Source organism: Desulfogranum marinum, from assembly GCF_963675105.2.
Lineage (GTDB): Bacteria > Desulfobacterota > Desulfobulbia > Desulfobulbales > Desulfobulbaceae > Desulfogranum > Desulfogranum marinum.
The window spans coordinates 2,103,896-2,118,026 of the sequence record NZ_CAXXRO010000004.1; the positions used below are offsets into that span (position 1 = coordinate 2,103,896).

Annotated in this window: 10 protein-coding genes; 7 read left to right on the plus strand and 3 right to left on the minus strand. The window is 46.0% G+C overall.

The features are described 5' to 3' along the window. Positions 1-32: 32 nt before the first annotated feature. The gene (locus ACHZCY_RS17960) at positions 33-608 is read left to right on the plus strand and encodes a hypothetical protein (RefSeq protein ID WP_319549893.1); all 576 of its coding nucleotides are present in this window, start codon (positions 33-35) and stop codon (positions 606-608) included. A gap of 342 nt (positions 609-950) precedes the next feature. Here the strand turns inward: ACHZCY_RS17960 and ACHZCY_RS17965 are convergent, their stop codons facing one another. Further along, positions 951-2,204 carry a hypothetical protein gene (locus ACHZCY_RS17965; RefSeq protein WP_319549894.1) on the minus strand — a complete coding sequence of 418 codons (1,254 nt, stop codon included), beginning with the start codon at positions 2,202-2,204 and terminating at the stop codon, positions 951-953. Between the two features lie 458 nt (positions 2,205-2,662). Between ACHZCY_RS17965 and ACHZCY_RS17970 the strand changes: the two genes are divergently transcribed. The 5 genes from ACHZCY_RS17970 to ACHZCY_RS17990 all read left to right on the plus strand — a co-directional run bounded on the left by ACHZCY_RS17970 (position 2,663) and on the right by ACHZCY_RS17990 (position 9,110). Then, positions 2,663-3,040, plus strand: a complete 378-nt coding sequence (locus tag ACHZCY_RS17970) for a pyridoxamine 5'-phosphate oxidase family protein (RefSeq protein WP_205223684.1) — start codon at positions 2,663-2,665, stop codon at positions 3,038-3,040. A 178-nt stretch (positions 3,041-3,218) separates the two neighbouring features. Beyond that, positions 3,219-5,387: an HAD-IIB family hydrolase gene (locus ACHZCY_RS17975; protein WP_319549895.1), complete on the plus strand. Its 2,169-nt coding sequence runs from the start codon at positions 3,219-3,221 to the stop codon at positions 5,385-5,387. After that, positions 5,380-6,219: an HAD-IIB family hydrolase gene (locus ACHZCY_RS17980; RefSeq protein ID WP_319549896.1), complete on the plus strand. Its 840-nt coding sequence runs from the start codon at positions 5,380-5,382 to the stop codon at positions 6,217-6,219. Before ACHZCY_RS17975 ends, ACHZCY_RS17980 begins: the two co-directional genes overlap by 8 nt. Next, positions 6,216-7,112 carry a carbohydrate kinase family protein gene (locus ACHZCY_RS17985; RefSeq protein WP_319549897.1) on the plus strand — a complete coding sequence of 299 codons (897 nt, stop codon included), beginning with the start codon at positions 6,216-6,218 and terminating at the stop codon, positions 7,110-7,112. Before ACHZCY_RS17980 ends, ACHZCY_RS17985 begins: the two co-directional genes overlap by 4 nt. 45 nt (positions 7,113-7,157) lie before the next feature. Continuing rightward, a complete protein-coding gene (locus ACHZCY_RS17990; RefSeq protein WP_319549898.1) occupies positions 7,158-9,110 on the plus strand; it encodes an amylosucrase in 1,953 nt (650 codons plus the stop codon). 88 nt (positions 9,111-9,198) lie between these two features. Here the strand turns inward: ACHZCY_RS17990 and ACHZCY_RS17995 are convergent, their stop codons facing one another. Together ACHZCY_RS17995 and ACHZCY_RS18000 are read right to left on the minus strand one after the other, a co-directional pair. Next, positions 9,199-12,366 (minus strand): ATP-binding protein, encoded by a 3,168-nt coding sequence (locus ACHZCY_RS17995; protein WP_319549899.1) that lies wholly within the window; start codon positions 12,364-12,366, stop codon positions 9,199-9,201. A gap of 519 nt (positions 12,367-12,885) precedes the next feature. Next, the gene (locus tag ACHZCY_RS18000; RefSeq protein WP_319549900.1) at positions 12,886-13,755 is read right to left on the minus strand and encodes a helix-turn-helix transcriptional regulator; all 870 of its coding nucleotides are present in this window, start codon (positions 13,753-13,755) and stop codon (positions 12,886-12,888) included. 148 nt (positions 13,756-13,903) lie between these two features. On the opposite strand from ACHZCY_RS18000, the gene ACHZCY_RS18005 reads away from it, so the two are divergent. Beyond that, positions 13,904-14,071 carry a hypothetical protein gene (locus ACHZCY_RS18005; protein ID WP_319549901.1) on the plus strand — a complete coding sequence of 56 codons (168 nt, stop codon included), beginning with the start codon at positions 13,904-13,906 and terminating at the stop codon, positions 14,069-14,071. The last annotated feature ends 60 nt before the right edge of the window (positions 14,072-14,131 follow it).

Sequence of the window (14,131 nt, forward strand, 5' to 3'; positions counted from 1 at the left end):
AATTCGGGCTGAAAAAGGGGTAGGTGTAACTCATGCGAGACTTTCCATTCCCGGATCCGTTTAGGTGGCTGTGCGATGGTTACCGCAAAGGGGCACTTGCAGTATTTTTCACTCTCTGCCTGGCGTTGCTGCTGGCCATGCAGGTATTGGATGGTCCGCTGAAAACCGAGGCTGCGCCACGTGGTATTATTTCCTATGAAATGGCTCAAACGCTTAACATAGCGCAGCGAATACTCGCCTCCTGGAGTGAGGAAGCCAAAATCCACGCAGCATTTAGTCTGGGGATCGATTATCTGTTTATGTTGGTCTATGCCTTTTTTATCGGGCTGGCATGTGTACAACTTGGCCGCAGTTTGAGTGGTAGGTGGCAGACAATAGGAATGATCGGTTTTGTGCTGGCTTGGGGACAGTTTTTTGCTGCATTGTGTGACGCTGTGGAAAATCTGGCCCTTTTTCGATTGCTTGTCGGTTCGACTCAAGAAATGTGGCCTTCGATGGCCTGGTGTTGTGCGGTTATCAAATTTACCCTGGTCGGGATGGGTTGGTTGTATATTTGTTGCGGTGGTTTAATCTTGTTCACTGCAAAGCTATCCTCAATCAACCGTTAAAGCGAAAAAATACAAGTAACAGATCAGCGTTATTGCTCTTCCGATACGCGTGGCCGCAATCACTGGATGAGGGTAATCAAAGTCTCCCATGGTGCGTGGTTGATATCCACCACCAGTGTTGGTTCAAAAACACCGGAATTCTGAAAAACGCTCTTTTTTTGGAAGGCTCACTCTCGGCACTGCATAAATATTATTTTCACACCTGGGAGTTGTCATGGCGGTTTAATTGTTCGAGCTGAGCGCTGAGGCTCAGCTCGAACCGAGGTTGTTGTACGTAACGTTGTATGCCACGTAAGTAACAATTACCTGTTCAATCCAGAGGGAGATTGAGCTGGAAGGCGGTTAAGAAAATATAGAACCTGTCGGCCCTGTTGAAAGGTGCTGCAACCGATCAAACATTTCTACGCGATGCTGGTGGAGCTGTTTTTTACCCAGCAACATCTGTAGTTTGAAACGCTGCCAAAAAATAATGTCGCGCAGCTTTTCAATGGCCTGCTCGTTTTGGGCAAAAAGCCCTGCGCTGTTAAATATTTGTTCACCTCCTTCTCCCTTTGGTACCAGGTCAAGTTCCTGTAACGCTTTTGGCTCTCCATTCTCCATCAGAAACAGACCTGTTGCTTGGACAACTCCCTGTACGCTGCCGTCATGGTTTTCCAGGGTAAATTGCGTTCCTGCATGGGCTATGGATATGGCACCTACCCCAGCTTCTCTGAGGCTGAGAAGTTGCTCATCCTCTCCGCCTGCGCCCATCCAGACCAGCAAATCATCAAAGATAGGGTCATTTTCATCGATCCAGCTATTCCCATCATTGTCCAGTTTTGCCAGCTCGTTAAATCCATTGTCTGTGGCAGGGCCAAAAAGCTCAAGGCCATCAGATATAGTCCCGTCTCCATCACGATCCAAGGCAAGGAACCCACAACCATTTCCTAATCCGGAAAGTTCCTCACACATACCATCACCGTCGAGGTCAAAAGAAAAATAATTTTCATCTAATAGAGAAATATTTTCATCAAAATTAAGCACAATGGGGTCAATGCCATGAACAAGCCTGGAAAGGCCTGCCGACTGAATAGCTACTTGTCGGCGCTGCATCTGCACGCCCATGCTAAACGAGATGGTTTGCCCACACTCTGTTTGTACTGTCCCGGCAGCCTGGAAACAGAGTGATTCCTGTTCCACATGGACAACGCTGCGGGTGAGGCTGGCTTGGCCAACGAAGAACGGTGATGTATTGATTGCTGGGGCGCGGTTGGCCGTTTCCACCTGGTGCACGGTAACCGAGGTTCCGGATATGTGTTGCACCATTGATGACAGGGCTTGAGCCTGGGCCTGTTTTGGGTCTACCGAATTTGTTGCATTACTTCCGCCGGCAACCTCTTCCTGAGGCGTGACCACGTATGATCCTGACTGCTGGCGGCTTGTAGATGAATGAATGAGAGAAAAGAGGCCCTGCTGGAAGACATTTGCTGAAGGACTCTGTGACATCCGGGGAGAAGAGGGCATGAACTTGCCCTGTTGCCGGATAGTGTTGTTTTGATCTACTTCCGTGTAGTTTGTCGCCGCATCCATGCTGACCATAGTCGCAGCTATTTTCATATTGTAAAATATCCTCCACTTGGATGTTATAAGGGGCTTAAAGAATCATGACTCTACAGCTCTTCTCGGTTCTCAACCAATGAGTCTTTACCCACTTTTTGTGACAACAGTGAAAGCAGTCTTACGGTGGATTGTTTAGCAATGAGTTTATGTGTATATTTTCAAACATCTATACAAGGCAGGGGGGCTCGGGCCCTGTGTACAAGAAAGTGGCAGGACATCTTTTTCTTTTGCTCTGTAAAAAAAATGCATCAGCGGTTTAGCGCATATTCAACCTCGCAGGATTCTGAAAACCATTTGAATTAAACCTGCAACAGGAGTACCGTGTAACATCTTGAATTCGCATAGGAAGCATTAATAAACCACTGCGTGGCAGGAGATGTGTTTATCTATGTGTTTATCTGTTTAACGGCACCATGGTGCAGATCACGTATCGTGATAATCGCAAAGGAGAAGAGATGTTAGTATTACCGGAAAAAGTAAGTAAAGCATGGGATGAAAAAAAAGGACCGGTCATATTTACCACTGTTGGCAAAGATGGCGTCCCCAATACTATTTATGTTACCTGTGTAAAAAAGTTGGATGATGGCGCAATAGTTATTGCGGATAACTATTTTCACAAAACACAGGAAAATATTCTTGCCGGCAGCAAAGGTTCCGTTCTCTTTATCACAGGTGAGAACAAGGCGTTTCAACTGAAGGGGGCTATTGAGTACCTCAAAGAGGGGGATATCTTTGAGGATATGAAGACATGGAATCCGAAAAAACACCCCGGCCATGCTGCAGCTGTACTGAGAGTGGAACAGGTGTTTTCAGGCTCGGAAAAGCTTGCATAGATGGGACAATTGGATAGACTTGAGCCTTTAGCTCAATGCATTCCTTGAGAACTACTTGATTTTATAGAGGAGACACTTACTACTTTCTATCAGGCTGATTTTTTTAAAGGCCATTGTTCTTTGTCGGCCGGATGTAACCACCTGAAAGATAAATAGAACGAAAGCATAAGGGGGATTAATGACGCAACAAACAGGCGGACTCTATGTTGCCCTGTTAAGTATTCATGGGCTCATTCGTTGGCGAAATCTTGAATTGGGCCGTGATGCAGACACTGGCGGACAAACGCTTTATGTGGTTGAGCTTGCACAAGCGTTGGCCAAGCAGCCTGGAGTCCATAAAGTCGATTTGATCACTCAACGCGTAGTGGATGAAAACGTCTCTACTGACTATGCAAAGCCAATAGAAAAACTTACCGATAACCTTCGGATTGTTCGAATTGATGCCGGGCCGGAAAAATACTTGGCCAAAGAAGAGCTTTGGGATTATCTCGACATATTTACTGATAACCTGACAGCTTTTTTTAATGACAACAACCGTTATCCAGATATCATTCATAGTCATTATGCCGATGCCGGCTATGTTGGCTCGCATTTGGCCAGCCTCTTGGGGATCCCGCTCATCCATACCGGTCACTCTCTCGGCCGTGTCAAGCGAAGTCGTCTTTTAGCAAGTGGGCTGAAAGCTACTGAGATAGAGACCCGTTTTAACATGAGCCGGCGGATTGCAGCCGAGGAACAGACACTGGCAACAGCAGAACGGGTTATCACCAGTACCCGTCAGGAAATTGCAGAGCAGTATGAACTGTATAACCACTATCAGCCCGACCAAATGCGGGTTGTACCACCAGGCACAAACCTCAACCAATTCACGCCATCCACTGGTACCGAACTGGACAGTCCTCTGCGAGCAGAGTTGACTCGCCATTTAAAGAATCCGGATAAACCTCTTATTCTGGCATTATCGCGCCCTGATAGGCGAAAAAACATCACCGCTCTTATAGAAGCATTTGGGCAATCCGCTCGTCTGCAGGAGTTGACAAATCTGTTAATTGTCGCAGGCAACCGCAACGACATAGATGACCTCGAAGAGGGGGCGCAGGAAGTTTTTCATCAAATTTTCATTGCCATCGATCGTTATGATCTTTACGGAAAGGTGGCACTGCCTAAACACCATCATCGTGATCAGGTTCCTATGATTTACAGGATTACAGCCGCTTCCGGGGGCATCTTTGTTAATCCTGCGCTCACAGAGCCGTTCGGTTTGACCTTGATCGAGGCGGCAGCCTGTGGGTTGCCGATTGTGGCTACTGAAGATGGCGGCCCGCAAGATATTATTATGAACTGTAAGAACGGGTTACTGATAGATCCATTGGAGCCGGAAACAATCGTTAACGCGTTGTTGAGACTGCTTGATGATAAGGACTTATGGACGAAAAGTTCTCTGCAGGGACTGCAAGGGGTTCAGGAACATTATTCGTGGGAAGCCCATGCAAAACGCTACGTAAAGATTATCAAACCGATTGCTATGCGTTCGGAAAAATTGTTGCGCAAACCGATCACGCAACGTTCTGGTTTGTATCGCGATCGTGCCATTGTCAGTGACCTTGACCAGAACCTGATCGGCAACGAGCAGTCACTCAAGGAGCTCGTTGTCCTTCTTCGGAAGCAACGTACCCGCGGCTATTTTATAATTGCTACAGGCAGGCGGCTCGACTCCGCTTTAAAATTGATGAAAAAACACAGGATTCCAGAGCCGGATGTGTTGATCACCAGCAGCGGCACCGAGATTTATCATGCACCAAAGTTGACCGATGATACTGCCTGGGCACGGCACATTGATTATCAGTGGACACCGCGCACAGTCAAGCAGTTGCTGGCTAGTTATCCCGGGCTCAAACTTCAGCCGAATATCGAGCAAAGTCGTTTTAAAATCAGTTATTATATTGATCCGGAAAAGGCTGATATCGAAGATATAAAACAGTTACTGCATCAGGAAGAGCAGGCGGTTTTTGTGCAAACCGCATTTGGACAATTTTTTGATATTCTCCCTTTGCGAGCCTCAAAGGGAATGGCTTTGCGTTATGTTGTTGAACGATTGAATGTCCCGTTGGAAACCGTTTTCGTCGTTGGCGGTTCAGGTGCAGATGAGGATATGATGCGCGGCAACACGCTGGCTGCGGTGGTTGCTAACCGGCACCATGAAGAGCTGTCTCAGCTTATTGATATAGACCGGATCTATTTTTCTAAGCAGCCGTATGCTGCAGGCGTGCTCGAAGCCATCGAATATTATGATTTTTTCGGCAGCTGCAAAGATCCTCGGGAAGTTAAACAGGTCGATAATGAATAGATTACTGCTTTGCACGGACATGGACCGAACCATCATTCCTAATGGGCGTCAGCCGGAGCATCCGGATGCCGCAAAGTGCTTTCACCAGCTTTGTGAATTGCCTGAGGTCACCTTGGTATATGTTACTGGGCGTCATCTGCAGTTAGTTAAACAGGCAATCAGTGACTACAGTCTACCTGAGCCCGATTATGCAATTACTGATGTTGGTACAAAAATATATGGCCGGAATCAAGGGCAATGGGAGGAAATGCTTGCCTGGCAAACACTGATCGCTGCAGATTGGCGGGGAAAAAAACACGGACAACTGCAGCATGCGCTCGCCGGCTTTCCGGAACTCAGGTTGCAGGAAAAGAGTAAGCAAAATGACTTTAAATTAAGTTATTACCTGCCGTTGAACGTAGACCGGGACAATATCCTGCAACGCGCTGAACGGCAGCTGCAGCAACTGGATGTTGATGCCAGTCTGGTGTGGAGCATTGATGAGCCGGAGCAAGTGGGGCTGCTCGATGTGTTGCCGCGTAACGCAACAAAAGTACATGGGATCGAGTTTCTGCAGCAACAGTTGGGATATGCTATGCACGAGGTCATTTTTGCAGGGGACAGTGGTAACGACTTACCAGTGCTGGTCAGCTCGATTCCCTCTATTTTAGTTGCTAATGCTGATCCCGAGACTAAACAGCTGGCATTGAAGCTGGCACAAGAAAACGGTTGTGAGGCCTCCCTCTATTTGGCTCGACAGGAACATTCTCCATTGGGAGGCAACTACGCAGCCGGCGTTGTACAGGGTGTCGAGTTTTTCGCCCCTGAGATAGGAGCGTTGCTAAAGCTATGATCACGAAAAGAACTGAAGTCTCTGTGTTTGGTGAAGTCCTCTTTGATTGTTTCCCAACCGGCGAACAGGTGCTTGGTGGTGCACCATTCAATGTTGCCTGGCATCTGCAGGCTTTTGGCGATCATCCCCTCTTTATTTCTCGAGTCGGTAATGATGACAGCGGCAAGATGATACTAGAAGAGATGCACAACCGGGGCATGAACACCAACGCGGTTCAGGTTGATGCAGAGCATCCGACCGGTCGGGTTGAGGTAACGATTAATGACGGTGAACCACGCTACGATATAGTTGCAGACAGTGCCTATGATTTTATTTCTATCGACCCCTTGCCGGTAACGGATTTTGAGGGAATTCTCTATCATGGAACTCTTGGTTTACGAAGCCATACCGCCCGGCACACGTTTGCAGAGATCACAAGTAATGAGGGAGTACGGATTTTTCTGGATGTCAACCTTCGGGCCCCCTGGTGGCAGCGGGATGAAGTTTTCGGCTGGCTGTACAATGCCACCTGGGCGAAAATGAACGAAGAAGAACTGCGATTGCTCGGGGAACCTGCAACCGATGTCCGTCAGCAGATGGCAGAACTGCAAACCTCCTGTGGACTGGAGCAGTTGATCGTCACGCGTGGTGGACAAGATACCCTGATTCGAACTGCCAATGGAAAATTACATTCGTTGTCTCCACAAAAAGTTGCGCGCCCGGTTGATACCGTAGGTGCCGGAGACGCTTTCAGCGCAGTGTATATTCATGGGCTGCTGGCCGGCTGGCCGGTTGCAGAAAGGCTTCGTCAGGCCCAGCGGTTCGCAGGAATGATCATCGGTTTACGAGGCGCAACGACAACCGACCCTTTGTTTTATAAGGATTTCATATCTTCTCTTGACGACAGAGCCTGAAGAGCCTGTGAAAATTAATAACCAACCTTCTTATATAGGCAGCTTGTGTACGAACAAATATCCCATACTCTTCTCAATGACATCCTCAACCGCATAAAGCCGGAAATTTCCGAGCAGGATCTGCGGCATTTTTACACCCGACTTGGGGCAAATTTTTACGGAATTCACTTATTGTTTCAACGGCTCTACGGCGATCGGGATGATTTTGACCAACAGGCGCAGAAGCTGGTTGAAACGATGGCAACGCAATATATCAATCGTCCTGATAGGCTCCGTCAGCTCGACCTGGCCAGGGAAAAAGATTACAACTGGTTTCTCCATCAACAATGGACAGGAATGGCGCTCTATTGCAAGGGTTTTGCCGGTACCTTAAAAGGCCTGCAGGAGCGTCTGCACTATTTTCAGGAACTGGGTGTCAATATGGTTCACGTGATGCCGATTTTGCTTTGTCCGGAAGGGAGCAGTGACGGTGGATATGCGGTCAGTGATTTTCGCGAGATTAATCCTGAGGTAGGCACACTGGAAGATGTGGGGCAGCTTGCCAAGGAAATGAAAGAGCGTGACATCCTGCTGGTGCTCGATGTGGTGGTCAATCATACCTCGAATAAGCATTATTGGGCGAACTGTGCCAGGGCGGGAGACAAGAAATATCAGGACTATTACTACACCTTTGAAAATCGTAATGTCCCCGACATGTTCGAACAGAGTATGCCGGAAATCTTTCCGGAAACCTCACCAGGCAATTTTACCTGGGACGAAGAGATGGGCCGCTGGGTCATGACGGTTTTTAACGATTTTCAGTGGGATCTCAACTACAGCAATCCTGCCGTTTTTATAGAGATGCTCAATATCATTCTCTTCTGGGCCAATCAGGGGGCGGATATCCTGCGGTTGGATGCCGTAGCCTTTTTGTGGAAGAAAATAGGCAGTACGTGCCAGAATGAGCGCGAAGCGCATTTGATCCTCCAGCTTTTAAAGGACTGCTGTCAGGTCACCGCACCTGGGGTGGTTTTTATTGCTGAGGCGATTGTCGCACCCGTGGAGGTTATCAAGTATTTTGGAGAGGATGCGGTCATCGCCAAGGAATGCGAGATCGCCTACAACGCCACCTTCATGGCTTTGCTCTGGGATGCGGTCGCCACCAAAAATGCTCGCCTGTTGAATCAAGGGATAAAAAATTTACCGGTAAAGTTGGAGCGTGCCACTTGGCTCAATTACGTCCGCTGTCACGATGATATCGGTCTGGGATTTGATGACAGGGATATCCTCCTTTGCGATTACCAACCTGCCCACCACCGGCAATTTTTAGTTGATTATTTCACTGGTAAATTCGAAGATTCCTATGCGCGAGGACTCCCCTTTGGCCAAAATGCCAAGACCGGTGACACCCGCATTTCAGGCTCTCTAGCCTCATTGGCTGGGCTGGACTACGCGCTGGAAACAGGTGACAAAGAAATGATCGATGATTCGGTTAAATTGATTTTACTGCTCCACGGTATGATTATGTCGTTTGGCGGCATTCCGCTGCTTTATTATGGTGATGAAATCGGTACGTTAAACGATGATACTTACCGTGATGATCCCTACAAAAAAGGGGACACCCGCTGGGTACATCGACCGTCAATCGACTGGGATAAAGCAGACCAGAGGAATATACCCGGGACTGTTGAATATGAAATTTTCAGTGCGTTAAAAAGGATGATTGCGGTCCGAAAAGAAATGGATGCCTTTGCCGATTTTAACAATCGTGAGCTCATCGAAGTTGAAAATCCGCACCTTTTTGTCTTTGGCAGATATCACCTGCAAAAACCCAATGAAAAAGTCCTGGTGGTTGCAAATTTTAGTAATAGACCAAAGTCGCTGAACATAGGCGAACTTGGCAGTTGGGGTGCACAATACCGGCAGTTCGTTGATGTATATAGTGGAGAATGCCCTGATGTTTTTAAAAACAATCTGGTTATTCCAGGTTTCACTTTTTACTGGTTATGTGAGAGGTGATGTAAATAATTTCGATTTTTTTTACACCAGGTTGAAATCTATTATCCGAGCCTGCGCCTGTTTTCCCTACCTCGTGCGCATTTTTTTATCAGATGTTGGAGGTGTCGCTGAGTCCTTCTATAACGTGTTGACCCAGGTTCGTCAGGGTATAGGGTTTTTTCAGGTGTGATTTTACTCCAAGCTGCAATGCTTCGTTTAGTTTGCCGATTTCGGAAAAGCCACTGGCAATTATGGCTTTCTGCCCAGGCCACTTTTTTATGATTTCCTGATAGGTTGCCAGGCCATCAATCCCAGGTTCCATTATCATGTCTAAAATGACAAGATCTACAACATTATCCTCAAGAAAGGACAGGGCATCTTCACCACTTGAAACCGTGTATACGGTATAATTTAATTCGGTAAGAATCATAGAGGCTATTTCCAGCTGTTCTTTCATGTCGTCGACAAGGAGGATTGTCTCGCCATGCCCCTTTAATTCTTTGAATTCAGGTGCAGAAACTTCACTGGCAATGGAGTCGCGGCACACAGGGAAATAGAGCGTAAATACCGTACCTTCATCAATTTTACTTTGACAGTCAATATATCCATGGTGGTCCTGGATTGCCCCCCAAACGACGGCCATACCTAGTCCCGTGCCGCTTCGGCCCATTTTTTTCTTGGTGTAAAAGGGTTCAAATATTCGATGCAGTTCTTGTTTTTTAATTCCAGAACCTTCATCTTTTATGATTAAGGTAACATATTCTCCCGCAAGCACCTTATCATACAGTTTTAGGGGCTTGTCTAAATAACGATTTTCTGTCTGAATTGTCAGTTGTCCACCACCGACCATGGCTTCGACGCCATTACTTACCAAGTTCATCACTGTCTTGGAAAGATGTAATTCAGACCCCTTGAGTCGCATCAGGTTACCGGCAAGATCGGTTTTTACCTGTATGCCTGGATGATGAAATAACAGTTGCTGATATTCAGGGCTGGAGAGATAATCAATGATAATGTGATTAAGGTTTAAAGTGTGTGTTATCGAAACCCCTCTTCTGGCAAGTGTCAGTAAATCTTGCACAATAGCAGCAGCTTTTTCGCCGGATGCCTGTATGGTTTGTAAAGGGCGATACATTGGATCATCTTCTTTGAGTTGGAGCAGAAGAAGTTCCGGGTAGGTTGCGATTCCTGATAGAATGTTATTTAAATCGTGAGCAACACCACCAGCCAATGTCCCTATTGCTTCCATTTTTTCTGCACGGTGAAGCCGTGTTTCCAAATCATTTTTGCTGATTTCCGCTTGTTTACGTTCGTAAATTTCCTGTTTCAGTTCTCTTGTACGATCAGAGACTATTTGCTCAAGGTTGTCACGGTGTTGTGCCAGCTCTTTTTCTGTTTTTTTACGGATTGCAATTTCTTCTATGAGTTGTTGGTTTGTTTTTTCTGACTCTTCATGCGCAACCCGAATGTCAATCATTGATTGTTGGATATTGTCAGCCATGGAATTGAAGGTCAATGCGAGCTCTTCCAACTCGTCTCCTGATTCAATATGGAGGCGTTTGCTCATGTCGTTTTGCTGAAAGTAACGAATATTTTTTATAATTTCCGTAATTCTCCCAGTCAGGATGGAAGCCATCCAAATAGCGATGATGATAATAGCAAAAATCATAACCAGAGTGGAAATGGTCAAATTTGTCGTAGTCTCTTTTAAGGATGTTGTGAGGAACTCTTGATTGCGTTGAAACTGCTGATCAAGTGTTTTGATATGATCTGAGCCAATGTTTTCGATGTGCTCTGCTGTGGCTAAAGCTGCTTTGTGAAATTCATTAACATTAGCCCCGATGGTGACAAAACCAAATCCTCTGGGACTGCCGGCATATTGACCGGTATAGTATGGGATAGCTGCGGCTGTGGTAAGTTTCCACAGTCCGCTCCAGAAAATGAGGAAAGAGCCGGAGCCTCCGTGTTGGGTGAGGTTGATCCATCCATCGCACTGTGGGGCAAAGTTTAAATATCTGCAATCCAGGCCAACATAACCTGATTGGGTTTGTTCCGGTGCAGCTTTTTTATCAAGAGATTGGTTGTGATAAAGCGGAAGAGTCTTTAAAAACTCAGTAATTTTTACAGTCGTCGCTTGCCATTGCTTATAATGTTCGGCTTCCAGCCAAGGGAGAGCGGGTTCACCGGTCTTTGGATTATACCCTGTAATAAAATAATCTCTTGGGTGAGAGATGTTGCGACCTCGATAATCCCACATAAATGCGTAATTACCTGTTCCTGCATCTGAAAGGGCAGTATATCGTTCTTCGGTCGGGACTATATGGTCGGTAAATTCCATGATGTGGGTATGATCAAGGGCAAGCGTTACAAATCCAATCACGTGTCCGTCACGCTCAACAGGCGTTGCCCAGCGGACCAGGCCCTTGAATCGTTTACCCTCTGGATTTTCTTTACCGGCATAGGCTGATGTTTGAGGGGAGAAGTCGATGCCGAGCTTTTCCGCTCTTACCCTAGAGTACGTTCCTATCATGTCTGTTCTTTGGTAAGCGCCAATAACATCAGAAACAAATATTTCTCCGGGTTGGAGAGCCTTGAGGTGTTTAAAATAGGTTTCCGCTTTGCAGAAGGTATTCTCTTTTTGAGAGACATCGTGCAAGTCGGGCGTAAGAAAATCAGAAGTGGTGACTTTAAATTTTTCGTGACCGGCAAGATCGATGAACGTTAGTTCCAGATACAGAGGATGTTCGACAGGTGTTCCATGAATTTCTGGTGGGCGAGAGTGGAAATCGTTAGCATTGTCCTCGTTACCCGATTGGACTACATCCAGCACAGTATGCGTGGGGTGTGTTTCCTCCCAGCGTTTTCCTTCCCTATCCATGACAAGGGGCTTATGTTCAATGATTGGGCTGAATTTGGAAGCGAGGAAATTACGATAATTAGCCTCGGAAGGTTCAAACAAGGCTGCCTGTCGGATATCGCGGTCCCGTTCGTATAGAAATCTGGCCACATCGTTAGCTGTATCCACGGTAAGCCTTTCAATTGCTTCTCGCGACTTTTCGTCAAGGGCACGAATTGAGTCTTTGGTTGCCAGCTGAACAATCTCTTTCCCCATTTTCTGGCTTTCCAGGGTTGCAGTCTCAAAAGAAAGCTGCATTTTTTGAACTAAATCGGTGATTTGATGCCAGGCAAACCAGGCAAGGGCTAGCAGGGGGAAAACTTTGATGAGAATGAAGATTAGAATAAGCTTGGTTCTGATCTTAAACGAAATTTTTTTCATGTTGGTTTGGCTGGATTCTACCCAAGAATATACAGAACAGACCTATCTCGAATTTTTCATGAATTTTTTGATTTTAAACTCAATTAATTGATAGTGTTGCTTAACAAGTAATTGCACAATTAATAGTTTGTTTTTCGTTTTGAATCAAAAAGTTCCGCCTTCGGGTCAATATTCGCTACTGCTGCGCGGCTCGTGCCTTGCCCTGCGAAAAAAAACTGTATTGATGAGAAATTCGGGCAATGATAAGTGATTTTTCCGTTGTTCTTAAAGCTATTGTTCTCTGCAGAAAATTTAGTAAGATGGGGCTTTCGTTTGCTGTTATAAATGGGCAAATGTCTTATCGTCAGCTGCTGACGTAACGGCCACTTTCATTTTGAAAGTGACTGAAGGGTTATCCTCTTCAATCTATCACATTTTAGATCAGGTAGGTAAAATTACTTAGCATGTTGTCCGATTATTGGTTTGCTCAGACATTTGGGCTTACTTCTTTCGAATAACGCTATTGAGTCGAGAGCAAAATCAGGAGCGATCTTTTTCTAAAGTAAGTAAATAGGATCTAAGATTTTTAGAACTATTGGTCAAACCAAGTTTTTGGCGAAGTCTTTTTCGATGAAAATCAACACCGCTTGTTGAAATTCCAAGTACCTCTGCGATTTCTTTACTGGTTCTGCCGCTGCGTACCATATTGGCTACTTCAATTTCTTGGGGAGTGAGCAGCATGTTCAGTGCTGAAATGTTCTGTAGGAATGGTGAGATGATGTCTCTGAGGTTCGCATCGACCACCTCGGCTAGGGTGCGCTGTTTATCAGAGAGGTTTCCCTGTAACATTTGCTCAATATAAGGGAGGACAAGGCGGTCCACGTTCACATAAATGGTTTCTTCTATTCGTGTTTTGTCCTCGTCTCGTTGCCGTAATAATACGCGCAGCGCGATGTTGGTTTCTTCAAGACGTTCCTGTTCACGACGTAACTCTGCCTCTTTTGCTTCCAGTTCTTTTTGTATCTCGATTATGGGGGTTATGTTTTCATGGGTTACAATAATGTGGTGATTTTTGTCATCCCGAAAGGGGACTACCCGGATGGCAAACCACCTTTTTTGGTCTGGAGAATGGCAAGGGTAGTGGGAAAGAAATTCCGGAATTTTTCCTTGCAGCACCTTTTGAATACCTTCAGCAACACTGCTGTCTTCTCCATCGCGATGACTGCTCGTGCCACTACATGTCTCAAGATAGTTTATTCCGATACTGTCAAATGGTTCTTGCATACCGTTTTCACGACCAAAGTCCTGCCAGGCGCGATTGGTTTCTATGATAATACCATGTTCGTCAAGTATAGCGACATGGGCTGACATTGAATTAATAATAACTTTGTAAAGAGTGGAATCCAGCATATATTTTCCTTTTGGTGATAGTTGTAGCTATCAATAAAGTGCCAATTTTAACCCATTGTGTCAATCCCGTTTGTTGTTACTGTATAAGGTACAAGATGCAAAAACAGGCATCGTAAGATGATATATAATCCACGAATGAGGATGCACAATGAAAAGCGGATATGAATCACTCACATGGCTTAACGATAAAGAAGGCAGAGAGTATGTTTGCTCGATTGAAAGTAATGACCGGAAAACTTCATTTGAACTCCTCAGCGAAGATGAGCAGAAAACCTGCAGGAATGTGAATGAGATTGTTGGAACAGAAAGATGGTAGTACTCCTCCCGGTCCCTGTCCGGAAATCGGCAGGGACCTTAGTTCAAGCTAATCTTCCCT